Annotated in this window: 20 protein-coding genes and 1 pseudogene; 10 read left to right on the top strand and 11 right to left on the bottom strand. The window is 73.1% G+C overall.

Translation table 11 applies throughout. The features are described from left to right. Positions 1-82: 82 nt before the first annotated feature. Genes D6270_RS25530 through D6270_RS25540 form a run of 3 tightly spaced genes read right to left on the bottom strand, consistent with a single transcriptional unit; the run spans position 83 to position 2,054 of the window. The gene (locus D6270_RS25530) at positions 83-1,000 is read right to left on the bottom strand and encodes an aminoglycoside phosphotransferase family protein (protein WP_109163321.1); all 918 of its coding nucleotides are present in this window, start codon (positions 998-1,000) and stop codon (positions 83-85) included. A gap of 29 nt (positions 1,001-1,029) precedes the next feature. Further along, positions 1,030-1,539, bottom strand: a complete 510-nt coding sequence (locus D6270_RS25535) for a ferritin-like domain-containing protein (RefSeq protein WP_109163320.1) — start codon at positions 1,537-1,539, stop codon at positions 1,030-1,032. Continuing rightward, complete coding sequence (locus tag D6270_RS25540; protein WP_109163319.1) at positions 1,536-2,054, bottom strand: hypothetical protein; 519 nt, start codon at positions 2,052-2,054, stop codon at positions 1,536-1,538. The genes D6270_RS25535 and D6270_RS25540 overlap by 4 nt, the downstream gene beginning before the upstream one ends. A 176-nt stretch (positions 2,055-2,230) precedes the next feature. On the opposite strand from D6270_RS25540, the gene rimP reads away from it, so the two are divergent. The 10 genes from rimP to D6270_RS25590 all read left to right on the top strand — a co-directional run bounded on the left by rimP (position 2,231) and on the right by D6270_RS25590 (position 15,408). Next, complete coding sequence (rimP, locus tag D6270_RS25545) at positions 2,231-2,734, top strand: ribosome maturation factor RimP (RefSeq protein ID WP_109163318.1); 504 nt, start codon at positions 2,231-2,233, stop codon at positions 2,732-2,734. 2 nt (positions 2,735-2,736) lie between these two features. Next, a complete protein-coding gene (nusA, locus tag D6270_RS25550) occupies positions 2,737-3,777 on the top strand; it encodes a transcription termination factor NusA (RefSeq protein ID WP_109163317.1) in 1,041 nt (346 codons plus the stop codon). Positions 3,778-3,890: 113 nt separating this feature from the next. After that, positions 3,891-4,169, top strand: a complete 279-nt coding sequence (locus tag D6270_RS25555) for a YlxR family protein (RefSeq protein WP_199787082.1) — start codon at positions 3,891-3,893, stop codon at positions 4,167-4,169. Positions 4,170-4,321: 152 nt separating this feature from the next. Next, entirely contained in the window at positions 4,322-7,453 is a 3,132-nt protein-coding gene (gene infB / locus D6270_RS25560; protein WP_109163316.1) for a translation initiation factor IF-2, read from the top strand. A gap of 232 nt (positions 7,454-7,685) precedes the next feature. Continuing rightward, positions 7,686-7,979 (top strand): DUF503 domain-containing protein, encoded by a 294-nt coding sequence (locus tag D6270_RS25565; protein WP_109163315.1) that lies wholly within the window; start codon positions 7,686-7,688, stop codon positions 7,977-7,979. Between the two features lie 36 nt (positions 7,980-8,015). After that, the gene (rbfA, locus tag D6270_RS25570) at positions 8,016-8,492 is read left to right on the top strand and encodes a 30S ribosome-binding factor RbfA (protein WP_109163314.1); all 477 of its coding nucleotides are present in this window, start codon (positions 8,016-8,018) and stop codon (positions 8,490-8,492) included. Next, a complete protein-coding gene (truB, locus tag D6270_RS25575) occupies positions 8,489-9,388 on the top strand; it encodes a tRNA pseudouridine(55) synthase TruB (RefSeq protein WP_109163313.1) in 900 nt (299 codons plus the stop codon). The genes rbfA and truB overlap by 4 nt, the downstream gene beginning before the upstream one ends. Before the next feature lie 227 nt (positions 9,389-9,615). Continuing rightward, the gene (locus tag D6270_RS25580; protein WP_109163312.1) at positions 9,616-13,194 is read left to right on the top strand and encodes a hypothetical protein; all 3,579 of its coding nucleotides are present in this window, start codon (positions 9,616-9,618) and stop codon (positions 13,192-13,194) included. A 47-nt stretch (positions 13,195-13,241) separates the two neighbouring features. Continuing rightward, positions 13,242-14,198: a bifunctional riboflavin kinase/FAD synthetase gene (locus D6270_RS25585; RefSeq protein WP_109163311.1), complete on the top strand. Its 957-nt coding sequence runs from the start codon at positions 13,242-13,244 to the stop codon at positions 14,196-14,198. A 49-nt stretch (positions 14,199-14,247) separates the two neighbouring features. Continuing rightward, entirely contained in the window at positions 14,248-15,408 is a 1,161-nt protein-coding gene (locus D6270_RS25590) for an XdhC family protein (protein ID WP_391039878.1), read from the top strand. On the opposite strand, the pseudogene D6270_RS25595 reads toward D6270_RS25590, so the two are convergent. From D6270_RS25595 to D6270_RS25630, 8 genes and pseudogenes are all read right to left on the bottom strand, one after another. Beyond that, positions 15,353-16,627: pseudogene (locus D6270_RS25595) on the bottom strand (MFS transporter); the annotation flags it as partial. The gene D6270_RS25590 and the pseudogene D6270_RS25595 sit on opposite strands and share 56 nt — an antisense overlap. Further along, entirely contained in the window at positions 16,624-17,256 is a 633-nt protein-coding gene (locus D6270_RS25600; RefSeq protein WP_109163310.1) for an ArsR/SmtB family transcription factor, read from the bottom strand. The gene D6270_RS25600 and the pseudogene D6270_RS25595, both read right to left, overlap by 4 nt. A gap of 79 nt (positions 17,257-17,335) precedes the next feature. Then, positions 17,336-18,379: an oligopeptide/dipeptide ABC transporter ATP-binding protein gene (locus D6270_RS25605; protein WP_109163309.1), complete on the bottom strand. Its 1,044-nt coding sequence runs from the start codon at positions 18,377-18,379 to the stop codon at positions 17,336-17,338. Continuing rightward, positions 18,376-19,446 carry an ABC transporter ATP-binding protein gene (locus D6270_RS25610; RefSeq protein ID WP_109163308.1) on the bottom strand — a complete coding sequence of 357 codons (1,071 nt, stop codon included), beginning with the start codon at positions 19,444-19,446 and terminating at the stop codon, positions 18,376-18,378. Before D6270_RS25610 ends, D6270_RS25605 begins: the two co-directional genes overlap by 4 nt. After that, positions 19,443-20,372 (bottom strand): ABC transporter permease, encoded by a 930-nt coding sequence (locus D6270_RS25615; protein ID WP_109163307.1) that lies wholly within the window; start codon positions 20,370-20,372, stop codon positions 19,443-19,445. Before D6270_RS25615 ends, D6270_RS25610 begins: the two co-directional genes overlap by 4 nt. After that, positions 20,369-21,460 carry an ABC transporter permease gene (locus tag D6270_RS25620; protein WP_109163306.1) on the bottom strand — a complete coding sequence of 364 codons (1,092 nt, stop codon included), beginning with the start codon at positions 21,458-21,460 and terminating at the stop codon, positions 20,369-20,371. The genes D6270_RS25615 and D6270_RS25620 overlap by 4 nt, the downstream gene beginning before the upstream one ends. A gap of 3 nt (positions 21,461-21,463) precedes the next feature. After that, positions 21,464-23,341 carry an ABC transporter substrate-binding protein gene (locus D6270_RS25625; protein WP_109163305.1) on the bottom strand — a complete coding sequence of 626 codons (1,878 nt, stop codon included), beginning with the start codon at positions 23,339-23,341 and terminating at the stop codon, positions 21,464-21,466. A 196-nt stretch (positions 23,342-23,537) separates the two neighbouring features. Then, positions 23,538-26,741, bottom strand: a complete 3,204-nt coding sequence (locus D6270_RS25630; protein ID WP_109163304.1) for an SCO5717 family growth-regulating ATPase — start codon at positions 26,739-26,741, stop codon at positions 23,538-23,540. Between the last annotated feature and the right edge of the window lie 141 nt (positions 26,742-26,882).

Consider the following 26,882-nt stretch of genomic DNA (forward strand, 5'->3'; position numbering starts at 1 on the left):
CACGGTGTGCGAGGGCCCTCCTCGTACGCACGGCGAACGGCGTGCGGCGACGTCCGCACAGCGACGTCCGTTCGGCGAACCGTTACAGCCAGCCCGCGAACTCCAGGTTGACCTCGCCCATCTGCCGGCGCCCCTCGGCCAGCGCGCGGGTCCCCGACTCGACCGCCCGGAACAGTGTCCAGCCGTGCAGCCGGGCCTGCTCCACCTCCAGCGACTCCGCCAGCCTCTTCACCCGCCGCCGCGCCGTCACCGGGCCGCCCGGGGAGGCGATCAGATCCTCCGCCCGGTCCCGCACCAGCCGCGCCAGGTCATAGGCGCGCTCGCCCACCAGCGGCTCGGGGCCGACCGTCAGCCAGGGCGCGCGCTCGCCGGAGAGCACCTTGCTCTGGCGGAAGTTGCCGTGCAGGAGCAGGAGTTCGGGAGAGCTCCCGACCAGTTCCGTACGGGCCGCGAGGGCCGCGTCCACCAGCGGGGCCAGCTCCGGATCGGCCTCGGCCGCCGCCCGCATGCCCTCCGCCTGCCGCCCGGTCCGCTCGGCCACGGTCTCGAAGGGGTGGCCGGCCGGCGGCTCCACCCACAGCCGCCGGACCGTGCCTGCCGCCTCCAGGAGCGCCTTGGCCTCCGGCAGCGAACGCAGCGACACCTCGTGGTGCAGCCGCTCCAGCAGCAGCGCCCCGGACGCGTCGGCGGCGGACGCGTCCAGCAGCTTCACCGCGCCCCAGCCGTTCCAGTGCGCCAGCGCCGCCCGCTCCCGCTCCGGCTCGGCGCACGGCGGGGCGAACTTCAGCGCGGCCGGGGTCCCGTCGGCCTGCCGGACCAGAAGCACCAGGGCGCTGCGCCCGCCGGGGGCGGCCACCCGTTCCACGGTGAGATCCGCCCCGGCGGCGCCGATCGCCTGTTCGGTGAGCGTGGGGAGGCGGTCCAGCCAGTCGGCCGCCGCACCGTCCCCGTACATCTCGCCGAGCGCGCGCACCAGGCGCTGCGGCGGTTCGAAACCCATACGTCCGTTGTTCCCTTTCCGGTCCCTCGTCAGGCCGTGCCGTCCGCTCCCGCGGCCTCCACCGGGCCCGTCGTCGCGGCCGGATCGGCGCCCGGGGCCCGCTCGGCGAGCCCCGGAAAGGCTACGTTGCCGCCCCGCCAGCGGGCCGCCCGCACGGCTGCCTCCCGCAGTGCGCCCGCCGCGTCGGCGCGCGCGGGCCCTTCGGTGGCCCGTACGAGATCGGAGTAGACGCCCGCCACCCGGTCCTCCAGGACCGTGGCGAGACGCAGTGCCGACGCGGTGTCGGTAACCGCGAAGGGCAGAGCGTACGCGGCCTCCGCGGCGACCGGCGTACCGCCCAGGTCACGCACGGTGCGCATGAGCGTGTCCCGGCGTGCGCGGTGCCCGTCGTACGCCGCGTTCGCCTCGGCGCGCCGCCTCTCGGCCACCCGGCCGCCGAGCACCCCGTACCCGTAGACGGCCGCGTGTTCGGCGGCGAGCGCGGCCTGGGTGGCGGTGAGCGCGGGGGAGGGGGTCTCGTCCTCGGAAGGCAGGGTCATGACGAGGTCTCCTTGGCCAGCTCGGTCAGCAGATAGGCGTGGACCGCCGCGGCCGCGGCCACCGAGGCCAGCAGCCGGGCCAGTTCGGGCTCCGCGGTGAGCAGCGCCTCGGCGTGTGCGTCGGCCCGGCGGCGCTCGGCGGCGGCCAGTTCCCTCACCGCCGCCTTCGCGTCGGCGGAGACGGGACCGGGCGCGGGCGGCGCCGCGGCCTTCCTGCCGCCTGCCGCCAGGGCCTTGGTGTGCTCCCGTACGGCCGCCCGCAGGGGCGCCAGGCCCTCCGCGAGGGCGGGGTGGGCCTCGGTGGCCAGGTCGTAGTGGGCGAGCGTCAGGGCGGCGGTGCGCGCCGCCGCCGTACGCAGGGCCTTCTCCACCCGGACGGCTTCGGCCTCGCTGCGTACGGGCCCGCTCCGGCCCGGGCTCTTGTCGTCCTCCCCGCAGCCGGTCAGCACCGCACCCAGTGCGAGAGCCCCCGTCGCGGTGAGCGCCCCCCTGCGGGTCGTCCCCGTGCGCCGCACGTTTCTCCTTTGGGCCGGGACCGATCCTGACAGGATCTGTCCTGAAGTGATCACCGCAGGCGAGCGTACCCGCGGTGACAGGGCAGGCGGACGGCAACACCCCTGGCGACCGGATACCCTTTGACCTGACACACGACGATCCCCACAACAGCACACGCGGCCGAGGAGTCACCCGGATGAGCACCACCCAGAGCGAGAGGCTGCGCGGGTTGCTGGAACCGCTCGTCAGCGCGCAGCAGCTGGACCTCGAGGAGATCGAGGTGTCCCGGGCCGGCCGACGAGGAGTGCTGCGGGTCATCGTGGACTCGGACGAGGGCGTGGAGCTGGACACCTGCGCGGAGCTGAGCCGCGCGATCTCCCAGAAGCTGGACGAGACCGACGCGATGGGCGAGGGCGAGTACGTCCTCGAAGTCAGCTCCCCCGGCGCGGACCGCCCGCTGACCGAGCACCGCCACTACGTGCGCGCCACCGGCCGGCTGGCCCGCTTCCACCTCACCGCCGACGGCTCCGGTGAGCTGGTCGCCCGCATCCTCGCCGTGGACGAGGACGGGCTGGACCTCGAAGTGCCCGGCGTCAAGGGCCGCAAGCCCACGTCCCGCCGCCTCGCCTTCGACGAGATCGCCAAGGCGCGCGTGGAGATCGAATTCAACCGCAAGGACAAGAAGGAAGAGGAGGCGTAGCCGTGGACATCGATGTGAAGCTTCTGAAGGGCTTGGCGCAGGACAAGGAGATTCCCTTCGACGTGCTCGTCGGGGCGATCGAGTCGGCCCTCCTCATCGCGTACCACCGCACCGACGGCAGCCACCGCCGGGCGCGCGTGAAACTCGACGAGAACGGCCACGTCACCGTGTGGGCCAAGGAGGACCCGGCCGACCTCGAAGAGGGCCAGGAGCCGAAGGAGTTCGACGACACCCCCTCCGGGTTCGGCCGGATCGCCGCGACCACCGCCAAGCAGGTCATCCTGCAGCGGCTGCGCGACGCCGAGGACGACCGCACCTTCGGGGAGTACGCGGGCCACGAGGGCGATGTCGTCACCGGCGTCGTCCAGCAGGGCAAGGACCCCAAGAACGTCCTGGTCGACATCGGCAAGATGGAGGCCATGCTGCCGGTCCAGGAGCAGGTCCCGGGCGAGGAGTACACCCACGGCCTGCGCCTTCGTACGTATGTCGTACGGGTCGCCAAGGGCGTCCGCGGCCCCTCGGTGACGCTCTCGCGCACCCACCCCAACCTGGTGAAGAAGCTCTTCGCCCTGGAGGTCCCCGAGATCGCCGACGGTTCGGTGGTCATCGAGGCCATCGCCCGCGAGGCCGGCCACCGCACCAAGATCGCGGTTCGCTCCACCCGTTCGGGCCTCAACGCCAAGGGCGCCTGCATCGGCCCGATGGGCGGCCGTGTGCGCAATGTCATGGCCGAGCTGCACGGCGAGAAGATCGACATCGTCGACTGGTCGGACGACCCGGCCGAGATGGTCGCCAACGCGCTCTCGCCCGCCCGGGTGAGCAAGGTCGAGGTCGTCGACCTCGGCGCCCGCTCCGCCCGTGTCACCGTGCCGGACTACCAGCTGTCGCTGGCGATCGGCAAGGAGGGCCAGAACGCCCGCCTCGCCGCCCGCCTCACCGGCTGGCGCATCGACATCCGTCCCGACACGGAGACGGACGAGGAGCGCGAGAACGCCGACCGCGAGCGGGCCGAGCGGGCCCGGGAGCGCTCGGAAAGGCGTTGACCCGGAGCCGCTCCAGGGAATAGATCTTGGCCGTACGCCGCTGAGATCACGACAACATCCGTTCGATTTTTGCCCCAAAGGGGTGAGGTCGGTGCGGGGAGGTAGACTTAAACGTGTCTGGCCGGACGCAAGCCCGCGCTTGCCCCGAGCGAACCTGTGTGGGATGCCGGGAGCGAGTGGCCAAGAGCGAGCTGCTGCGCATCGTGGTGGACGAGGGCGCCTGCGCCCCTGATCCACGCGGTACGCTGCCCGGCCGGGGTGCTTATGTGCACCCCACCTCTGTCTGTCTCGACCTGGCGGTTCGCCGCCGGGCGTTCCCCCGGGCCTTCAAGGCCAAGGGGCCGTTCGACACCGCGGCACTCACGCGGTTCGTCGAGCGGGTGACACCGTAAGAACGCAAGTGAACGGCACGGGACCCCGTGCGGTCAGGTACCTCGCGAGTTGGAAGTAGGTCGAGATTGCGATGAGCACTCGATGAGTACGCGATGAGTACGCCCATGAAGTAGCGACGGTCCGGCGGTAACCCGGACCTAAAAGGAGCGAAGTGGCTAAGGTCCGGGTATACGAACTCGCCAAGGAGTTCGGCGTCGAGAGCAAGGTCGTCATGGCCAAGCTCCAAGAACTCGGTGAATTCGTCCGTTCGGCGTCCTCGACGATCGAGGCGCCGGTTGTACGTAAGTTGACCGACGCACTGCAGGGGCCCGGCGGCAACGCCGGCAAGTCCGCTGCCAAGCCTGGCGCGCCCCGCAAGGCGACGCCCGCAAAGCCCGCAGCGCCCTCCCCGGCCGCCGCGGCACGTCCTGCTGCCCCGAAGCCCGGCGCACCGGCCCCCAAGCCGGCCGCTGCCGAGGCCCCGGAGACCAGCACCCCCGCGGCGCCCTCCGCGCCGTCGGCGGGCCCCCGTCCGGGCCCGAAGCCCGCGCCGAAGGCGGCCCCGGTGACCCCGGTCCCGGCCGCCGAGTTCTCGGCACCGGCTCCGGCCCAGCCGGCCGCCCCCCAGCAGCCCCAGGCCCCGCGCCCCGCGGCCGCCGCCCCGGGACCCCGTCCCGCCGGCAGCCCCGCCCGTCCGGCTCCGGCCGGCGGTCAGCGCGACGGTGGCGGCCAGCGTGACGGCGGCCGTGGTGGCGAGCGTGGCGGCGACCGCCCCGCACGTCCCGCCGGCCAGGGCGCCCCGCGCCCCGGTGGCGCCCGTCCGGCCGGTCCCCGTCCGGGCAACAACCCCTTCACCTCCGGCGGTTCCACCGGCATGGCGCGCCCCTCGGCGCCCCGTCCCGGCGGTGCCCCGCGCCCCGGTGGCGGCTCGGAGCGCCCCGGCGCCCCGCGTCCCCAGGGCGGCCCCGGTGGCGCCCCGCGTCCCCAGGGCGGTCAGGGTCAGGGCGGTGCCCGTCCCACTCCGGGCGGCATGCCCCGCCCGCAGGCTCCGCGTCCCGGCGGCGGTCCCGCCGGTAACCGGCCGAACCCGGGCATGATGCCGCAGCGTCCCGCTGCCGGCCCGCGTCCCGGTGGCGGCCCCGGCGGTGGCCGTGGTCCCGGCGGTGGCGGCGGTCGCCCCGGTGGCGGCGGTGCCGGTCGTCCCGGTGGCGGTGGCGGCGGTTTCGCCGGTCGTCCCGGTGGCGGTGGCGGCGGCTTCGCGGGCCGTCCGGCCGGTCCCGGTGGCGGCGGCGGTGCCGGTCGTCCCGGTGGCGGCGGCGGCTTCGGCGGTCGTCCCGGCTTCGGCGGTCGTCCGGGTGGTCCCGGTGGCCGTGGTGGCACACAGGGTGCGTTCGGCCGTCCCGGCGGTCCGGCGCGTCGTGGCCGTAAGTCGAAGCGGCAGAGGCGCCAGGAGTACGAGGCCATGCAGGCCCCGTCCGTCGGCGGCGTCATGCTGCCTCGCGGCAACGGACAGGCCGTCCGGCTGTCGCGCGGTGCCTCGCTCACCGACTTCGCGGAGAAGATCAACGCCAACCCGGCGTCGCTCGTCGCCGTGATGATGAACCTCGGCGAGATGGTGACGGCCACGCAGTCCGTCTCCGACGAGACGCTGAGGCTCCTCGCCGAAGAGATGAACTACGTCCTGGAGATCGTCAGCCCGGAGGAGGAGGACCGCGAGCTGCTCGAGTCCTTCGACATCGAGTTCGGCGAGGACGAGGGCGGCGAAGAGGCCCTGGTCTCCCGTCCGCCGGTCGTGACCGTCATGGGTCACGTCGACCACGGTAAGACCCGGCTCCTCGACGCGATCCGCAAGACCAACGTGGTCGCGGGCGAGGCCGGCGGCATCACGCAGCACATCGGTGCCTACCAGGTCTCCTCCGAGGTCAACGGCGAGGACCGCAAGATCACCTTCATCGACACCCCGGGTCACGAGGCGTTCACCGCCATGCGTGCGCGCGGTGCGAAGTCGACCGACATCGCGATCCTCGTGGTGGCGGCCAACGACGGCGTGATGCCCCAGACGATCGAGGCGCTGAACCACGCCAAGGCGGCCGAGGTGCCGATCGTGGTCGCGGTCAACAAGATCGACGTCGAGGGTGCCGACCCGACCAAGGTGCGCGGTCAGCTCACCGAGTTCGGTCTGGTGGCCGAGGAGTACGGCGGCGACACCATGTTCGTCGACATCTCCGCCAAGCAGGGCCTCAACATCGAGGCGCTCCTGGAGGCCGTCGTCCTCACCGCCGACGCCTCGCTGGACCTGCGGGCCAACCCGGAGCAGGACGCGCAGGGTATTGCGATCGAGTCCCACCTCGACCGCGGTCGCGGTGCCGTCTCGACCGTCCTGGTCCAGCGCGGAACGCTGCGCATCGGCGACACGATGGTCGTGGGCGACGCCTACGGCCGGGTGCGCGCCATGCTCGACGACAACGGTCAGAACGTGCAGGAAGCGGGTCCCTCGACCCCCGTCCTGGTCCTCGGTCTCACCAACGTCCCGGGCGCCGGCGACAACTTCCTGGTCGTCGACGAGGACCGTACGGCCCGTCAGATCGCCGAGAAGCGTGCCGCCCGTGAGCGCAACGCCAACTTCGCCCGCAAGGGTGTCCGGTTCTCCCTGGAGAACCTGGACGAGGCGCTCAAGGCCGGTCTGGTCCAGGAGCTCAACCTCATCATCAAGGGCGACGCGTCCGGTTCGGTGGAGGCCCTCGAGTCCTCGCTGCTCCAGCTCGACGTCGGTGAAGAGGTCGACATCCGGGTCCTGCACCGCGGTGTGGGTGCGGTCACCGAGTCGGACATCAACCTGGCGACGGGTTCCGACGCCATCGTGATCGGCTTCAACGTGCGCGCCGCAGGGCGCGCCGAGCAGATGGCCGAGCGCGAAGGCGTGGACGTCCGGTACTACTCGGTCATCTACCAGGCGATCGAAGAGATCGAAGCGGCCCTCAAGGGCATGCTCAAGCCGGAGTACGAAGAGGTCGAGCTCGGTACGGCGGAGATCCGCGAGATCTTCCGCTCGTCCAAGCTGGGCAACATCGCCGGTGTGCTGGTCCGCTCCGGCGAGGTCAAGCGCAACACCAAGGCGCGCCTGCTGCGCGATGGCAAGGTCATCGCGGAGAACCTCAACATCTCCGGTCTGCGCCGCTTCAAGGACGACGTCACCGAGATCCGCGAAGGCTTCGAGGGCGGTATCAACCTCGGAAACTTCAACGACATCAAGATCGACGACGTCATCGCGACGTACGAGATGCGCGAGAAGCCGCGAGGCTGATCCGCAGGGATTCGGACGGGCTGCGTGAGTCACTGACGCAGCCCTCCACCCCGGATCCGCAGGAATTCGGTGGGGCTCCGCGAGTCGACTCGCGGAGCCCCACCACCACGGTCGGGGCCGGTCGACGGGTCGTATTTCCGTCGATCGGCCCCGGCCGTTCCGGTACGGTTCTGATGTCCCCGCCAAGTTCTGGCGGGGCACGAACCCGAACCGGCGGGACATCCGGACACACATGTATGTGGGGACCCTGTCCTTCGACCTGCTCCTCGGCGACGTACGGTCGTTGAAGGAGAAACGCTCCGTCGTCCGTCCGATCGTCGCCGAACTCCAGCGCAAGTACGCGGTGAGTGCGGCGGAGACCGGCGGGCAGGATCTCCACCGCAGGGCCGAGATCGGCCTCGCCGTGGTCTCCGGTGACACCGGACACCTGACGGACGTGCTGGACCGGTGCGAGCGGCTGGTGGCCGCCCGCCCCGAGGTGGAGCTGCTCTCGGTGAGACGGCGGCTGCACGGTGACGAAGACTGACACGCAAGCCAAATCAGAAGGAAGAGTGACGGACCGGTGACCGACAACGCGCGGGCCCGCAAGCTGGCCGATCGCATCCAGGTCGTGGTCGCGGAGACCCTGGACCGGCGAATCAAGGATCCGCGGCTGGGATTCGTGACGATCACGGACGCCCGGGTCACCGGCGACCTGCGGGAGGCCACGGTCTTCTACACGGTCTACGGCGACGACGAGGAGCGCGCGGCCTCCGCCGCGGCGCTGGAGAGCGCCAAGGGCGTCCTCCGCTCCGAGGTCGGCCGGCAGACCGGGGTCCGGTTCACGCCGAGCCTGGCCTTTGTCCCGGACGCCCTCCCGGACAACGCCCGCACCATCGAGGACCTCCTCGACAAGGCGCGGGCCAAGGACGCGGAGGTGCGCGAGGTCTCCACGGGCGCGAAGTACGCCGGCGACGCCGACCCGTACCGCAAGCCCGAGGACGAGGACGACGAGGCCGACGCCCCCGCCGACAAGAACGAGGGTCCCGCCTCCGCATGACCGAGCAGACCACCACGCCGGACGGCCTTGTCATCGTCGACAAGCCGTCCGGCTTCACTTCGCACGACGTCGTGGCCAAGATGCGCGGCATCGCCCGCACCCGCCGCGTCGGCCACGCCGGGACCCTGGACCCGATGGCGACCGGAGTCCTCGTGCTCGGCGTCCAGCGGGCCACCAAGCTCCTCGGCCACCTCGCGCTGACCGAGAAGGAGTACCTGGGCACCATCCGGCTCGGCCAGGACACCGTCACCGACGACGCCGAGGGCGAGATCACCTCCTCCACCGACGCGTCGGGCGTTACCCGTGAGGGCATCGACGCCGGGGTGGCCGCGCTGACCGGCGCGATCATGCAGGTCCCGTCCAAGGTCAGCGCCATCAAGATCGACGGCAAGCGTTCCTACGCGCGGGTGCGCGGCGGTGAGGAGTTCGAGATCCCGGCCCGCCCGGTGACCGTCTCCTCCTTCCGTGTCCACGACGTCCGCGAGGCCGTCGCCGAGGACGGCACCCCGGTCGTGGACCTGGTCGTCTCGGTCGTCTGCTCCTCGGGGACGTACATCCGCGCGCTGGCCCGGGACCTCGGTGCCGGGCTCGGCGTCGGCGGCCATCTGACCGCCCTGCGCCGCACCCGCGTCGGGCCGTACGGACTGGACGCGGCCCGCACCCTGGACCAGCACCAGGAGGAGCTGACGGTGATGCCGGTCGCCGACGCGGCCGCCTCCGCCTTCCCGCGCTGGGACGTGGACGAGAAGCGCGCCAAGCTGCTCCTGAACGGCGTACGGCTGGACATGCCCGCCTACCCGCCGGGGCCGGTCGGGGTCTTCGGGCCCGACGGAGCCTTCCTCGTGCTCGTGGAGGAGGAGAAGGGCAAGGCCAAGAGCCTCGCCGTCTTCGCCTGACCTTCCGGCCTTCCGCCCGATGTGTCGATGTGTCGATGTATGGAGCGGGCACCACCCCCCCAGCCGGTGCCCGCTCCACCTTCCCCACCCCGGGACCATCTCTGCTCCGCCAGGACACGCCTATTCACCCCAATGGACGGGCGCTCGAAGTGAAGGCGGGGTGCGTGGGGGGCGCTTTCCCCGTCCGCGCTACTCCTGGAGATCACCGGCGGCCTACCGTCTGAACCATGGGCAGTGGGGACCGGTCGACGCTGGTGAGAATCTGTGATCAGGCCGGCCGGCCGCGCGGGACGGGATTCGTCGCGGATGACCGCGGCACGGTCGTCACCGCCCACCAGGCCACCACCGCCCCCGGCCCGCTCCTGCTGCACGGGACGGACGGCCGCACCTGTTCCGTCGGCCCCGACGACATCACCGCGCTCCCCGCCCTCGGCCTCGCCCTGCTGCGTACGGGCGGCCCGGAGACCCTCGACGTGGAGCCGCTGCCCATCGCCGTACGGGAGCGCGCGGAGCCCGGAAGCTACGTCGGGATCGCTGCCCACGGCCGTCGTGAGGCCCGGGTCCTCGGCACGGCCCCCGCCACCTACACCGCCCCCGACGGCTCCCACCCGGTCCCGGCCGCCCTGGAGCTGGCCCTCGGCACCGACGGGCGCGACGCCGTGCGCTCGGGCGGGGCGGCGATCGGGGGACCGGTCACGGACCCGGCCACGGGCGCGGTCCTCGGCCTCCTGTGCACCGCCCTCACCACTCCGTACGAGGCCGGCGGGCTCGCGCTGCCGATCCCGCGCGGCGCCGACGCCGCCCTCGACGCCCTCCTCGTGCGCAACGCCACCGCCGCCCCCGCCTACGGCCCCGACCTCAACCTCGCCGGGGCCTTCCAGCTCACCGCCACCTCCGTCGGCTCGGCGGACGGCCCCAAGGCCCGCACCGCCCCGGTCGAACGCGCCGACGTCACCGCCGAGTTCGCAGCCTTCGAAGCCGGTACGGGGCTGGTCCTGGGCCTCGTCGGCGGACCCGGCACCGGCCGCACCACCGAGCTCGCCGCCCTCGCCGCCCGCCGGGCCGACGGCGCGGCGCCCGCCGCCACGCTCTGGCTGCGTGGCGCCGACCTGCTGGCCGACGACACCTCGGTCGCCGACGCGGCCGACCGTACGCTGACCCGCTCGGCCCGCATCGTCGCCGCGGCCGGGGCCCTCGGCGACATGGCGACGGCCACCGCGGAACGGATCGCCGCTCTCGCCGCCGAGGCGGGCCACCCCCTCCTCGTGGTGCTGGACGGCCCCGAGGAGATGCCGCCGCTGCTGGCCCACCGGCTCGCCGAATGGACGGCGGCCACCGCGAGCTGGCTGCGCGAGCACGGCGTCCGGCTCGTCGTCGCCTGCCGCCCCGAGCACTGGGAGACCGCCGGGGCCCTCTACCCGCCCGCCGCCCTGCACCGCCCCCACCGCCCCGCCCGGGGGCTGCCGCCCTCCCTGCGGCTGACCGACCTCACCGCCGATCAGGCCGCACAGGCCAAGGAGCGCCTGGGCATCCCGCCGCAGGCCCTCGCCCCCGGCCACGACCGGCACCCGCTCACCCTGCGGCTGCTGGCGGAGGTCCGCGAGGCCCTGCCGCCGGGCGTCCCGGGCCGCCCCGACACCGAGGACGTCTTCGGCGCCCACCTGGACCTGATGTGCGTGCGCGTCGCGGTCCGGATCGCGGCCGCCGCCGACGAACAGCCCCGGGGCACCGCCGTGCGCCGGCTGGCCGCCCGGGTCGCGGGCCAGGTCCACGAGGCGGCCCGGCGCTGTCTGGGCCCGGGGCAGGGGGAGCTGGACCAGGAGGCGTTCGAGGAGATCTTCCCCTGGCGCACGGGGTGGGCTTCGGCCGTGCTGACGGAAGGGCTCCTCGTCCCGGCCGGGGCCGGCTACCGCTTCGCCCACGAGGAGCTGGGCGACTGGGTGCAGGGCGCCCATCTGGACCTGGACGCGGCACTGCGCTCCCTGGTGCACCGCTGGCACCGGGGGAGCGGCGAAGTGGTGCGCGTGCCGACCGCCCGCACCGACGAGGAGCCCCGCTCCCTGCCCGTGCCCCGGCACCGGATCGGCCCGGTGATCCAGGCGATGGTGCTCCTCGGCCGTCGCCAGGGCACCGCCGCACTCGCGCACCGGATGGCCGATCTGATCGAGGCGCTGGACCGGCTGTGGGCGGAGGAGGGGCCGCACGGTGACGCCTCGCGCCGCCCGTACGACGAGGACGCCGCCTGGTGGGCCGCGCACCTTCTCGGCGGCAGTCTGCTCCGGGTGGCCGACGCCCGCCCGTACCTCGGGGTCCTGCGGGTCCTCGCCGGGCGCATCACCCGCCGCTCGGCCGACGCCGCCGGGGGGCCGGCGGGCCCGGGGGCGTACGGCGAGTTCGGCCCCTGGTTCTGGCGGCGGCTCCGGCTGCCCGAGGAGGACCGGATCGACCTGTTCCGGCGGCTCGTCCCCGCCGACGGGGTGCCCCGCACCGACGGCGACGAGCGGTACCTCGACGCCGTGGCCCGCCGCCTCAGCTACGACGCCCCCACCGTGCAGCCGCTGCTCTGCCGCTGGTTCACCGACGAGCGCCCGCTGCTGGCCGGCGGCCCCGGGGCGCCGGACGAGGAGCTGCGCCCCACCGTGGCCGCCGCCGCCCAGGCCCTGCTCCACGCCCGCCGTGACCTGGGCCTCGACAGCCTCACCGACGCGCTGATCGCCACCCCGCACACCCGGGCCGGTGAGCTGCTCGCCGCCCTGGCCGAGGACGAGCCCACCGCGCTCTGCCGGGCCGTGGAGCGGTGGGCCCGCGACGAGGACCGCCCGGCCCGCCGCTCCGCCGCCGCCCGGTACGCCGGCCTCCTCCAGCCCCGCATCACCGCCGACGGGGACCGGGCGCTGCTCAGGTCCGCCGCCGAGATCCTGCTCGGCCGCCCCGGGGACGCCGGCCTCCACACGGCCGCCCTCACGCTCCTCGTCCGGGACCCGCAGTCCCGCCGCCGCCACCTCCCGCAGGCCCTCCGCCTCTTCGCGTACGGCGACTCCCGGCTCCCCGTGGAGCTGCTCGCCGAGGTCTTCCCCGCTCACCCCGAGCCGGTTCTCGCCGCCCTCCGCGCCCGCCTGGCCCGCCCCGGCGACGGCGCGGCCGAGGTCCTGCTGGCCCTGGCCGGACTCGACACGCCCGCGCTCGCTCTGCACGTCGCCGGGCTCGTACGCGAGTACATCGACGCCCACCCCGAGGACGGCACCCATGCGGCGCAGTACGTCGACCTCCGCCTCGAACACGGCCCCGCCGCCCGCGCCCTGCTGCTCCCCCTGGTCACCGGGCTGCTGAGGGACCGGCCCGCCCCGCCCCCGGTCCGCGCCGCACTGGCCCGGGTCCTCGCCGGGGCCGGGTCCACCGCCTCCCGGCCGCTGCGGGCCGAGCTGCTGGAGGTCCTGCTGGAGTTCGAGCAGACCACCGGCCGGGACCCGGACGTCCTGGACGCCCTCCTCCAGGCCGCGGCGGTGGGGGCGGGCGCCCGCCCGGAGATCCGTACGCGCGCGCTCGTCCACCGCACCGGCATGCTCCTCGTCCGCACCCCCGAGGGCGCCGCCCGCTTCGACCGCCGGCTGGTGGAACTCGCCCGGGACGTGCCAGGATTCGCCGCCCTCGTCATCGGCTGGCTCGCCGACGCCCCGCAGGAGTGGGCGGCCGTGGTCGGCCCCAGCGCCCGCCGCACGGTGGAGGCGTCGGAGACATCACGTCAGGCGATGCCGATGCCGATGCAGGCAGCGGGGCGTGAGCATGGCAGTCTTAGACCTGCGTAATCGGCATACATACACACGTACACAGGTTCGGGCGAGGAGCGGTCACAGTGCAGCGCTGGCGTGGCTTGGAGGACATCCCCCAGGACTGGGGACGCAGCGTCGTCACCATCGGCTCCTACGACGGCGTGCACCGCGGACACCAGCTGATCATCGGCCGTGCCGTGGAGCGCGCCCGTGAGCTGGGCGTTCCGTCCGTCGTCGTGACCTTCGACCCGCACCCCAGCGAGGTCGTCCGCCCCGGCAGCCACCCGCCGCTGCTCGCCCCGCACCACCGCCGCGCCGAGCTCATGGCGGAGCTGGGCGTGGACGCGGTGCTGATCCTGCCGTTCACCGCGGAGTTCTCGAAGCTGTCGCCCGCCGACTTCATCGTGAAGGTCCTCGTCGACAAGCTGCACGCCAAGGCCGTCATCGAGGGCCCCAACTTCCGCTTCGGCCACAAGGCCGCCGGCAACGTGGCGCTGCTGACCGAGCTGGGCGCCACCTACGACTACACCGTCGAGGTCATCGACCTGTTCGTGACCGGCGCGGCCGGCGGCGGCCAGCCGTTCTCCTCCACCCTCACCCGCCGCCTGGTCTCCGAGGGCGATGTCGCGGGCGCCGCCGAGATCCTCGGCCGCCCGCACCGCGTCGAGGGCATCGTGGTGCGCGGCGCCCAGCGGGGCCGCGAGCTGGGCTTCCCCACGGCCAACGTGGAGACCCTCCCGCACACCGCGATCCCCGCGGACGGCGTCTACGCGGGCTGGCTGGAGGTGGCGGGCGAGTCGATGCCCGCCGCGATCTCGGTCGGCACCAACCCGCAGTTCGACGGCACCGAGCGCACGGTCGAGGCGTACGCGATCGACCGCGTCGGCCTGGACCTGTACGGGCTGCACGTGGCCGTCGACTTCCTCGCGTACGTACGCGGGATGCTGAAGTTCGACACGATCGACGACCTCCTGGTGGCGATGGCCGCCGATGTGAAGCGGTGCAGCGAGCTGATCGCCGCCTACGACCGCGACCACTGACGTACGCCCTGGCCGTGCGCCCCGCCCCCGGGCGGCGGATGCTGGCAGGGTGCGTGAGATCCTGCCCGACCTCCAGGCCCGCTGCGCCGCCGGTACGCCCTTCGCCCTGGCGACCGTCGTCGCCGTGCACGGCAGCGCACCCCGCGACCCCGGCGCCGTCATGGCGGTCGACGAGGCGGGCACCGTGGTCGGCAGCGTCTCCGGGGGGTGCGTCGAGAGCGATCTGTACGAGGTGGCCCGCGAGGTGCTCGCCGGGGCACCGCCGCGCGTGGTGTCGTACGGGATCAGCGACGACGAGGCGTTCGGCGTCGGGCTGACGTGCGGCGGCACGATCGAGGTGCTGGTGCGCGCCTACGCGTCGGCCGCCGAGCTGGCGGAGCTCGCCGCCCTCCTGGACCTGATCGCCGACGGCCGGCCCGTCGCCGAGGCCACCGTCCTGTCGGGAACGGCGGATACCGGCGCGCGCATGGTGGTCCGCGCCACCGGCGTACGCGGCACTCTCGGTACGGACGGGCTGGACGCGGCCGTCACGGACGACGCCCGCGGGCTGCTGGAGCAGGGCCTCACCGGCATCCGGTGGTACGGGACGCACGGCCGGCGGCGGATGGCGGAGGTCGCGGTCTTCGTCCGTTCCCACACCCCGCCGCCCCGCATGCTCGTCTTCGGCGCCATCGACCACGCGGCGGCCACCGCCCGCATCGGCTCGTTCCTCGGCTACCGGGTCACCGTCTGCGACGCCCGCCCCGCCTTCGCGACCCGGGAGCGGTTCCCGACCGCCCACGAGGTGGTGTGCGCCTGGCCGCACGACTATCTGGAGGCGACCGAGGTCGACGCCCGCACGGTCATCTGCGTCCTCACCCACGACCCGAAGTTCGATGTGCCGCTGCTGGTCGCCGCGTTGCGCACCCCGGCCGCGTACATCGGGGTCATGGGCAGCCGCCGCACCCACCACGACCGCCTGGCCCGCCTCCGTACGGCCGGAGTGGTCGAGGCCCACCTGTCGCGCCTCGCCTCACCCGTGGGCCTCGACCTCGGCGCCCGTACGCCGGAGGAGACGGCGGTCTCCATCGCCGCCGAGATCATCCAGCACCGCTGGGGCGGGACGGGGCGTCCGTTGGCCGAGCTGACGGGGACGATCCACCACCGCCCGACGGCCCCGGGCGGTCCATCTCCCGCCACTCCGGCCGCAGCCCGGCCAGAGTCGTGGTGAGGAAGTACGCCGCCCCGCAGACGAGCAGCACCGGAGTGAGCCCGACGGCCGTCACCGCCGCACCGGCGAGCAGCCCGCCGAGCGGGATGCCGGACCAGGCCAGCGAGTCGCCGAGTGCGTTGACCCGGCCCAGCATCCGGCGCGGCACCCGTTCGATGATGACGGCCCCGAGCACCGGGTTGATGAACCCGGCGCCGAAACCGCTGACGGCGAAGACGGCCAGCACCACGGCCAAGGGCGCGTCCACCGCGAGCACCAGGAACCTCGGCGCCCCGGCCAGCAGGAACCCGATGAGGAACACCGCTCTGCGGGGCAGCCGGTGGGCGGCCATCGCCGCGATCAGGCTCCCGCCGACCGCGGCGGCCCCCATGGCCGTGCTGACCAGGCCGATCGCCGCCGGACCGTTCCCGGACCCCTCGGCCCAGACGGGGACCATCAGCATGGTCATCGCAGCGTCCAGCAGGTTGGTGATCCCGACCACGACGATGACGGCGAGCAGCAGCGGATCGCCGCGCAGGTAGGTCACCCCCTCGCCGAACCGCCGCCAGTAGCCCGCCTTTTGGGTCTCGGCAGGTGTTGTGGCGTCCACGACAGGGCGCCCCATGCCACGCGGCAGCGCGACCGCGACGATCACCGAACCGAGGACGAAGCAGCCCGCGTTGACGGCCAGACCGGTCATGGGGCCGAGCAGCGCCACCAAGGCGCCGCCGGCCGCCGGGCCGATGGTGGAGGCGAGCCGCTCGATCACGCCGGACAGCCCCATGGCCCGCTCCAGGGGGGTTCCGGCCCGGTCCGCGGCCTCCGGGACCATGACTTCTTTGGCCAGGTCACCCGGACCGCGAGCGGCCCCGATGGCCGCGACCAGGGCCAGCAGGACGGGGAAGGAGAGCAGGTCCAAGGTGTGGAGCAGGGGGACCGCCGCGGCGGCGGCCGCGCTCGCCAGGTCGGTGGTCCAGGAGACGACCCGTGGGCCCGTGCGGTCCACCAGTGGGCCGGACAACGCCTTGACCAGGACGTACGGCGCCATCTCGCAGAAGGCGACGAGCCCGGTCCGGGTGGCGCTGCCCGTGGTGACGAGGACGAACCAGGGGAGGGCGATCAGGGAGATCCGGGTGCCGGTCACGGAAGCGCCGATGGCCGCCAGCACTCCGGCCAGCGGTCGCAGGGACCGCTTCCCGGATATACCGCCGACACCGCCCTGGGCATCCGCCGTCGTCACCGTGATTCCGTTCCCGTCGCGGGGGTGTCCAGCTCAGGGAGGATGTGCGTGATGACGCCGACCCGCTCGGCGCCCTCGGGAGCGGTCGCGACCGCCTCGGGGGTGTCGGGCCGGTAGCGGGCGAGGACGTCCCCCAACTCCCGGCGCAGGGCCACGGCTTCCCCGGGCGTGAGCCGCAGGGCCCAGTCGCTCATGTCGAAGGTGCCCCGCCAGGCGTCGGGCAGCGTCTGCAGCCCGTTCAGCGCCTGCTGGGAGCGCACGGTGTACGTGGCGGCGACGGACTGCAGATAGGCCAGCGCGGCTTCCGGCTCCTGGTCGACCACCTGGCGGTCGCTGAGGTGCGTCTTCCGGTGCACCGAACGCCACCAGCGCTCACGGGCGTTGCCGCGTCCGGTGTCCTCCTCGACGAAGCCCGCCGCGCCGAGCTGCCGCAGGTGGTAACTGGCCGTCCCGGAGTTGACGCCCAGCCGCTCCGCGAGGCGGGTCGCCGTCGACGGTCCGTACTTCCGCAGCAGTCCGACCAGCTGTACGCGTACCGGATGCGCCAGGGCGCGCAGCCCCTTGGCATCCAGAACAACGGTTTCCTCTTCGACGGCAGGGCCGTCCGGCCGCTCCAGCGCATCTGTCATACGCCACACCATAGACCGCAAAGAGTTCTTCGCAAACACTTCTTCGCGAAGAACTCTTTGTGATTCGGTGGGGACGCTCTCAGGCCTCCCCGCCGCACGCCGCCGCCCAGTGGCACGCCACCTGCGGGGCCGTCCCGCCGTTCAGCACCGGCAGATCCACCGTCCGGCAGGCCTCCGCCACCCCGGCCCGCTCCGCCTCGCCCGAGGCGAGGACCTGGCAGCGGACGTGGAAGCGGCAGCCGGAGGGCACCTTCGAGGGGTCCGGGGGCTCACCGGTCAGGACGACCGGTTCGCCCTCCGCCTCCGGGAGGACCGACAACAGGGCCCTTGTGTACGGGTGCTGAGGGGTCGTGAGCAGCTGCTCCACCGGGCCCGTCTCGACGATCCGGCCGAGGTACATGACCGCGACCCGGTCCGCGATGTTCCAGGCGAGCCCCAGGTCATGGGTGACGACCAGCGCCGAGAGGCCCAGTTCGTCGCGGAGGCGCAGCAGGAGGGCCAGGATCTCGCCCCGTACCGACGCGTCCAGCGACGCCACCGGCTCGTCGGCCACGATCAGCTCCGGCTCCAGCACCAGCGCCCCCGCGATGACGACGCGCTGGCGCTGACCGCCCGACAGCTCGTGCGGGTAGCGCAGGAAGAACCGTTCCGGCGGACGCAGCCCCGCCCGGGAGAGTGCCTCCGAGACGGCCGCCCGCTCGTCGCCCGCGTACCCGTGGATGCGCAGCCCCTCCGCCACCGCGTCGTACACCGTGTGCCTCGGGTTGAGCGAGCCGCTCGGGTCCTGGAGCACCAGCTGCACGCGCTTGCGGTATGCCTTGAGCGCCCGGCCCGCGTAGTCCAGCGGGGCGCCCGCGAAGGTGACCCGGCCGGCGGTGGGCGGGACCAGGCCGAGCAGCGAGCGGGCCAGCGTCGTCTTGCCGCACCCCGACTCACCGACCAGCGCGACGATCTCGCCGGGCCGGATGTCGAGGTCGACGCCGTCGACGGCGCGGGCGGTGGCGGCCCCGCGCCGGCCGGGGAAGGAGACCTTGAGCGCCTCGGCGCTGAGGAGGGGGGCGGCGGTGCCCGGCGGTGAGGCGTCCGCGGGGAGAGCGGTGCCGGCGGGAGGGGCCGTGCTCATGACGTGCTCCTTGAATCGTCGGCGGCCGGGACGTCCACCAGCACGCAGGCGGCCCGCCGCTTGCCCCCGGCCTCCCGCAGCTCCTGGTCCTCCGCGGCGCAGGAGTCCAGCGCCACCGGGCAGCGCGGATGGAACGTACAGCCGTCCGGCAGCGCCGCCGGGTCCGGCGGGTCGCCCGGCAGGCCGCGTGGCGCACGCCGGGAGGCGAGGTCCCCGATCTTCGGGAAGGCGGCGGAGAGCGCCCGGCCGTAGGGATGGCGGGCCTCCGCGTACACCTCCCGGGCCGGGCCCTCCTCGACGACGCGGCCCGCGTACATCACCGAGAGCCGGTCGCAGGTGTCGGCGAGCACCGCCAGGTCGTGGCTGATCATGATGAGCCCGACGTCCTGGTCGGCCACCAGCTGTTCGATCAGCCGCAGGATCTGGGCCTGGATCATCACGTCCAGGGCGGTGGTCGGCTCGTCCGCGACGATCAGGCGCGGATCGCAGGCCAGGGCCATGGCGATCATCACGCGCTGCCGCTGGCCGCCGGACAGCTCGTGCGGGTAGGCCTGCGCCCGGGCGGCGGGCAGGCCGACCTGTTCCAGCAGCTCGCCCGCGCGCTTGCGGGCGGCGGCCGGGGTGGCCTTGGGGTTGTGCAGCAGGATCGGTTCCGCGATCTGGTCCCCGACCCGGTGGACCGCGTTGAGCGAGTGCATCGCGCCCTGGAAGACGATCGACGCGCCCGCCCAGCGGACCGCCCGCAGCCGCCCCCACTTCATGGTGAGGACGTCCTCGCCGTCCAGCAGGATCTCGCCGGACAGCTCGGCCGACGCGGGCAGGAGCCGGAGGAGCGCGAGGGCCAGCGTGGACTTCCCGCAGCCGGACTCCCCGGCGATGCCGAGCTTCTGCCCGGCCTCCACCCGCAGATCGACCCCTCGTACGGCGGGGACGGCGCCGGCCCCACTGCCGTACGTCACCGTCAGGTTCCGCACCTCCAGGAGTGGCGGATCGCCGACGGGCTTCGAGAGGCCGGGCGCGGCGGACGGGTCCGGGTGTGGGTTCGATGTGGTGGTTGTTGCCGTCAACGGGACACCCCCAGCTTGGGGTTGAGCACGGACTCGATGGCGCGGCCGCAGAGCGTGAAGGCGAGGGCGACCACGGCGATGGCGAGTCCGGGCGGGGCGAGGTACCACCAGTTGCCGGAGCTGACCGCCCCCGCCTCACGGGCGTCCTGGAGCAGTCCGCCCCAGGAGACGATCGTCGGATCGCTGAGCCCGAGGAAGGCGAGGGTCGCTTCGGTGAGGATGGCGGTGGAGATCACCAGAGTCGTCTGGGCGAGCACCAGCGGCATCACATTCGGCAGCACGTGGCGGGACATGACGTGCCCGTGTCCGCCGCCGAGCGCCCGCGAGCGTTCGATGTACGGGCGGGACTCGACGGAGAGCGTCTGCGCCCGGACCAGCCGGGCGGTGGTCGGCCAGGTCGTCACGCCGATCGCCAGGATCGTCGTCCAGATCGACCGGGAGAGGACCGTGGCCAGGGCGATGGCCAGCACCAGCGTCGGCATCACCAGGAACCAGTCGGTGACCCGCATGATGACGGTGGCGTACCAGCCCTTGAAGTGGCCCGCGGTGATCCCGATCAGGGTGCCGATGGCCACGGAGAGGAACGCGGCGAGCAGGCCGACGGTGAGCGAGACCCGCGTCCCCCAGAGCATCAGGGCGAGCAGGCTGCGCCCGAACTGGTCGGTGCCCAGGGGGAATTCGCCGCTCGGCGCCTCCATGGGTCCACCCGGCGCATTGGTCACGCTCTGCGAGTCGGCCCCCACCAGCAGAGGCGCGGTCAGCGCGAGCAGGGCGATCACCGCCAGCACGGCGAGACCGACGAGACCGGCGCGGTGCGTGCGGTACTGCCGCCAGAAGCGGAGGGCCGCCTGCCGTCGCCGGGCCCGGGCCAGGGCGCGCGGGCTGTCCGTCGGTGAGGATGCGGCTTTGTCGGTCGTGACAGTCATCTGCCCACCCGGGGATCCAGCAGCGGATAGATCACGTCGGCCAGGGTGTTCATCAGGATCACCGCGGAGGCGAACACGAAGAACAGCGCCTGCACCAACGGCAGGTCCGGCACGCTCAGCGCCTGGTAGAAGAGGCCGCCGAGCCCCGGCCAGGAGAAGACCGTCTCCACCAGGATCGCCCCCGCCACCGTCGTACCGAGGTTGACGAAGAGCAGGGTGACGGTGGGCAGCATCGCGTTCGGTACGGCGTGCTTCCGGCGTACCAGGTCGTCCCGCAGCCCCTTGGCCCTGGCCGTCGTCAGGTAGTCGCTGCCCATCTCGTCCAGCAGCGAGGAGCGCATCACGAGCAGCGTGCGCGCGTACTCCACCGCGACCAGCGTGATGACGGGCAGCACCATGTGGTGCGCGATGTCGAGTACGCGGTCGAAGCCGGTGGTGGAGCCGGACTCCATACCGCCGGTCGGGAAGAGCCCGGGGACCGGGCCGACGCCGACCGACAGGGTGATGATGAGGAGCAGGCCGAGCCAGAACGAGGGCACCGAGTACAGCGTCAGCGCGAACGCGGTGTTGGTCCGGTCGCCGGCAGAACCGTTACGCCACGCGGAGCGGGCGCCGAGCCAGATGCCGAGCAGCGTGTAGATGACGAACGCCGTGCCGGTGAGCAGGAGCGTCGCGGGCAGCGCCTCGCCGATCTTGTCGATGACGGGCGCCCGGAACTGGTACGACGTACCGAAGTCGCCGGTCAGGGCCTTGCCGCAGTACTGGGTGAACTGCTGCCAGAGCGGCAGGTCGAGTCCGAACTCGCGGCGCATCGCCGCGATCTGTTCGGTCGACACCTGGCGCCCGCCGGTCATCTGCTTGACCGGGTCGCCCGGGATCAGCCGGAAGAGGAAGAAGCTGGTGACGAGGACGGCGAAGAGGGAGACGGCCGCACCGGCCAGCTTGCCCGCCGCATAGCGGGCGTAGGCGGCCGCGGAACGGGAGCGCGGGGAGCGGGCCGACGGCCCGGCCGGAGCCGGACCGCCGGATTCGGTGCTCTCCACGCCCGCCGCGCCCTTCAGCAGCGCGGGAGTGCTTTCTGAGCTCATGGACTATTCACGGTCTTCCGCGGTGGAGCGGCGACGCATGGCGAACAGGAGTCCGCCACCGGCGAGGACGACGACGGCGATCCCGACCCCGATGAGCACCCCGGTGGAGGACCCACCGGAGTCGGAGGAACCGGACGAGGAGGCCCCGGCGGCCGGGACGGCCGACCACCAGCTCCAGTAGCCGTCCTGGCCGTAGATGTTGCCCGCGGCCGACGGCATGGTGGTGATGGACTTGATGTGGTCGGTGCGGTAGGCCTCGACGGCATTCGGGTACGCCATGACGTTCATGTACCCGGTGTCGTACAGCCGCGACTCCAGTTGCCGTACAAGATCCGCCCGCTTGGCGGGGTCGTACTCGGCCAGTTGCTTCTTGTAGAGCTCGTCGTACTGCTTGTCGCAGATGAAGTTGTCGGTCGCGGCCGACTCCTTCGCCTTGGACGGCAGCGCGGCGCAGGTGTGGATGGAGAGGACGAAGTCGGGGTCCGGGTTGACGGACCAGCCGTCGAAGGCGAGGTCGTACTCACCGGCGTACCAGGGGTCGGAGACGTTGTCGAGGCAGTCGACCTTCAGCCCGATGCCCTGCTCGCCCCACCACTCCTGGAGGTACTTGCCGATCGCCTTGTCGTTGGGGTCGGTGGCGTGGCAGAGGATACGGAAGCTGAGCGGCTTGCCGTCCTTGCCGACGCGCTTGCCCGCGCCGTTCTTCTTGTACCCGGCCTCGTCCAGCAGGGCGGCTGCCTTCGCCGGGTCGTAGGCGAGCTTCTGGCCCTCCGAGGGCTTCCAGAAGTAGTCGGAGAAGCGCGGCGGGATGTACCCCTCGCCCTCGACCGCGTGGCCCTGGAAGACCTTGTCGATGATGGTCCTGCGGTCGACCGCCATGAACAGCGCGTGCCGCACCTTCTGGTCCAGCAGCGCCGGGTGGCCGTCACCGAACTTCTGACCGTCCTTGGTCCGGGCTCCGGGGTTGACGGCGAGCGCGAAGAAGCGCCGGCCCGGGGCGTCGTTCACCTTGATGTCCGGGGCGTTCTCCAGCGAGGCGGACTGGGCCGGGGTCAGGCTGGGGCTGCCCGCGACGAAGGAGACCTCGCCCTTGCGGAGGGCGGCGACGGCCGCGTCCTGGTCCTTGTAGTAGCGGAAGACCAGCTCGTCGAACTTGGGCGAGCCGCGCCAGAAGTCCTTGTTGGCCTTGAGCTTCACAAAGCTGTCGACCTTGTAGTCCGTCAGGATGAACGGGCCGTTCCCCACGACGGGGAAGTCCTTGTCGTTGTTGAACTTGGAGAAGTCGTCGACCTTCTCCCAGACGTGCTTCGGGACGATCGGCACATCCAGCGCGGCCATCGTGGCCTGCGGCTCCTTCAGCTGGATGACCAGCTTGTCCTTGCTGGGAGCGGTCACCTTCTCGAAGTTGCCGACGAAGCTGCCGTTGGAGGTGGCCGCGCCCTCGTCGGTCATCATCGTGTTGAACGTCCAGGCCGCGTCCTCGGCGGTCGCCTGCTGTCCGTCGGACCACTTGGAGTCCGGCCGGATCGTGTACGTCCACGTCAGCTTGTCCGCGGACGGCTCCCACGCGGTGGCCAGGCCCGGGATCGCCTTGTTGTCCTTGGCGTCGTAGTTGGTCAGGTAGTCGTACATGAGCCGGTGGACGCTCGTGCTCAGCAGCCGCTGGGCGAGGAACGGGCTCAGCGAGTCGACGCTCTGCGCGACGGCGACCGTGAGCGTCGTCTTTCCGTCGTCGGCGCGGGCCTCGGAGGGCGCGGGCGCGAGCGGGTTCCCCGGCACGACGGCGCCGGCGGTGAGCGCCAGGGCGGCCGCGCCCGAGGCGAGCAGGGTGCGCAGGCGCCTGCCGGGCCGGGTGGTTCGGGAGGAGACTCTTGTGACCATGGACGGGGACCTCGCGTCATCACTCGCTTGAGAAGGCGGGTTGATCTCTGGTTCGCCAGTTGGTGAAGCGAAGGTTTATCAGCGGTCGCGGGGCTCGTCAACGGTCTGTCAAACCGCGTGTGGGCTGCGGAAATACCCAGAAGGGCCCGCACCGCGCGAGCGGTACGGGCCCTCATTGGTTTAGACCTCTAACGCCTTACTGGTGAGGAGCCTGCGGCGGCTGCGGAGGCGCCTGCCGCCACCCCTGCGGGTCCACCGGACCCTGTAGACCGGGCTGGCCTGCCGGGTTCTCCTGACCACCGGGCTGACCACCGGGCTGACCCTGCGGCGGCGCGGCGGGGGCCGGTCCACCCGACTGGGCCTGCGGTCCACCCGACTGGGCCTGTGAGGGCAGCGACTGCTGCCAGCCGTTCTGCGGTCCGCCCGGGCCCGGCTGCGGGGGGTAGGGCTGCTGCGGGGGCTGGGGAGCGCCCGGCTGTCCGGCCTGCTGATATCCCCCGTACGGCGGCGGAGGCTGCTGCCCGGGGTGGGACTGCTGGCCCTGGCCGTAACTCTGGCCCTGGCCCGGCATCGGCTGGCCTGGGTGGGCCTGGTGGCCCTGCTGACCCGGTTGGCCTTGCTGGCCTCCCCGGCCGGGGTACGGCTGTTGCTGCGGCGGCTGGTGGTAGGGCTGGCCGGGGGCGGGCTGCTGGGGGGCGTACGGCTGCTGGCCACCGGGACCGCCCGGGTGCTGCTGGGGCGGGTAGGGCTGCTGCTGCTGCGGGGCGTGGGGCTGCTGCCGGTCCTGCCCGGGCTGGCCCTGCTGACCGGGGATCTGCTGGCCGGGACCCTGCTGACCGGGCCCCTGCTGACCTGGGAGCGGCTGGCCCGGCGCCGGGTAGCCCTGCCGGCCCGGCATCGGCGGGGCGTACTGCGGCGGCGGGTTCTGGCCGTCCGCCGTCCACAACCCCTGCTGCTGCTGAGCGCGCGCGAAGTCCTCCGCGACGAGGGCCGAGAGGTTGAAGTACGCCTCACGCGTCTTGGGTCGCATCATGTCGAGGTCGACCTCGGCGCCCGCCGCCAGGTGCTCGTCGAACGGCACCACCACGACACCCCGGCAGCGCGTCTCGAAGTGCTGCACGATGTCGTCGACCTTGATCATCTTGCCGGTCTCGCGGACCCCCGAGATGACGGTGAGCGAACGCCGCACCAGGTCCGCGTACCCGTGCGCCGAGAGCCAGTCCAGCGTGGTGGAGGCGCTGGAGGCACCGTCGACCGAGGGCGTGGAGATGATGATCAGCTGGTCGGCGAGGTCCAGCACGCCGCGCATGGCGCTGTAGAGGAGGCCGGTGCCCGAGTCGGTGAGGATGATCGGATACTGCTTGCCCAGCACGTCGATCGCGCGCCGGTAGTCCTCGTCGTTGAACGCCGTGGAGACCGCCGGGTCCACATCATTGGCGATGATCTCCAGGCCGGAGGGCGCCTGCGAGGTGAACCGGCGGATGTCCATGTACGAGTTGAGGTACGGGATCGCCTGGACCAGGTCGCGGATCGTGGCCCCGGTCTCGCGCCGCACCCGTCGCCCGAGGGTGCCCGCGTCCGGGTTGGCGTCGATGGCGAGGATCTTGTCCTGCCGCTCGGTGGCCAGGGTCGATCCCAGGGCGGTCGTCGTGGTGGTCTTGCCGACGCCGCCCTTGAGGCTGATGACGGCGATCCGGTAGCAGGAGAGCACCGGCGTACGGATCAGCTCCAGCTTGCGCAGCCGCTCGGCCTCCTCCTTCTTACCGCCCAGCTTGAAACGGGAGACGGCGGAGGGGTTACGGCTGCTCTTCGCCTTCTGCTTGCCGCGCACGAGCCGGTCGGAGGAGAGCTCCACCGCCGCCGTGTACCCGAGGGGCGCCCCCGGCACGGAACGCTCGCGCTGGTCGTGCGTGACCGGCGTGGGCCAGGCACCCCCGGCGCGCGGATCGACGGGCTGACCCTGCTGCCCCGGCTGTTGCTGGGCGTGGGGCGGCTGGGGCTGACCCTGCTGGTGGCCCTGCTGCTGGTGCGGCTCCGGCTGCTGCGGCGGAGCCGGGGCGACGGGCGCGGGCAGGTTGGGGGCGCTCTGCGCGGGGAAGGGGGGCGGCTGCTGGCCCTGCTGGGGTGCGTTGGGGGTCTGGGGTGGCTGGGCCTGCGGGAAGCCGTAGCCACCGCCTTGGGCTCCCTGCGGGGGCAGGTGCTGGTGCTGCTGGTGTTGCTGCGGGAAGCCGTAGCCGCCCGCGCCCTGGGGGGCCTGGGGGTGGGCCTGCGGCGGCAGGGGTGCGCCCTGGCCGGGGACCTGCTGGTGCTGCTGAGGCGCTTGCGGGAAGCCGTAACCGCCGGGGGCCTCGTTGGGCGGCACGGGGGCTGGCCACTGCGCGGCTGGCTGGGGGGCGATGGGCTGCGGGGCGGCCGGCTGGAAGGCGGGCGGCAACGGCGGCAGCGCGCCCCCCTCGGCAGGCGCGGACCAGGGCACCGGCGCGGTGGATCCCTGCGGCCCGGGAAGGGCAGCGGGCGGAGCGTCCTGCGGAGCGGGGTCCTGCGGTACGGCGTCGGCCTGGGGACCCGTTTCGGCCCCGGCGTCGGCGGCGCGGTCACCGTCGTCGGCACTGTCCGCGGTGTGGCCCTCGCCCGAGTCGCCCGAGTCGCCTGGGGCAGCCGAAGCGGCCGAGGCGCCCGGGGCAGCCGAGTCGCCCGGGGTGGCCGAGTCGGACGGTTCCGGCGCATCGGCGGAGTCCGCAGGCTTCGCGTCATCGGCGGAGGCCGACGCGTCCGCGTCGGCACCCGAGCCCACCCCCGTACCCGTGTGCGCTTCGCCGTCCGAGGTGGTGGAACCCGCGCCCGTACCGTCGTCGGACGCAGAGCCCGACTCCGTACGGGAGGAAGCCACACCGGTCTCCGTACCGGACGGGCCGGAACCCGTCTCCGCACCCGCAGCGTTCGCCGCCTCGCGCTCGGCGATCTCCCGTTTGAGGGCGGCCGGGGAGAACCGCATCGTGGCGCCGCTCTCCACATCGCCGCCCCCGAACGGACCCGGGTCACCGGAGGCGGCCGGAGCGGTCGGTGCACCGGGCACGACGGGCCCGACCGGATCGGCGGGCTCGACGGGCGCGGGCGCGTCCACCGGGGCCGGGGGAGTGGTGGGTGCCCAGTTGGAGTCGAACTCGCCCTGCGACGGCTGCTCCGGCACGGAGACGGGCGCTCCGTGCGGCGGCGGGGGCGGGGGCGCCAGGTGCGAGCCCGCTCCCCCCGAAGAGTCCCCCGCCGCGTTCTGCGTGTACCAGGCGGGAGGGGTGTAGTCGATGGTGAACTCACCCGTCATCTCGGCGGGTTCCGCGTCGGACGACTCGTCGACGGGCGTGTTCCATCCGCCGCGGATCTCGTCCCGATCGCTGTTCACTGTGCCTCCTGGTGTGGTCGAGCACCCTTGTGCCGTGGTGGGTGGGGGCGACCGGTCTCATGGGCCCCGGTGCGCCCGGCTCTCCCCCTTGCGACGCGCACAACCCGCTCGCAGGTTCTCCTGTGCCGCGCCCCACCCACC

The sequence above is a fragment of the Streptomyces griseus subsp. griseus genome (assembly GCF_003610995.1).
In the GTDB taxonomy this organism is placed as follows: domain Bacteria; phylum Actinomycetota; class Actinomycetes; order Streptomycetales; family Streptomycetaceae; genus Streptomyces.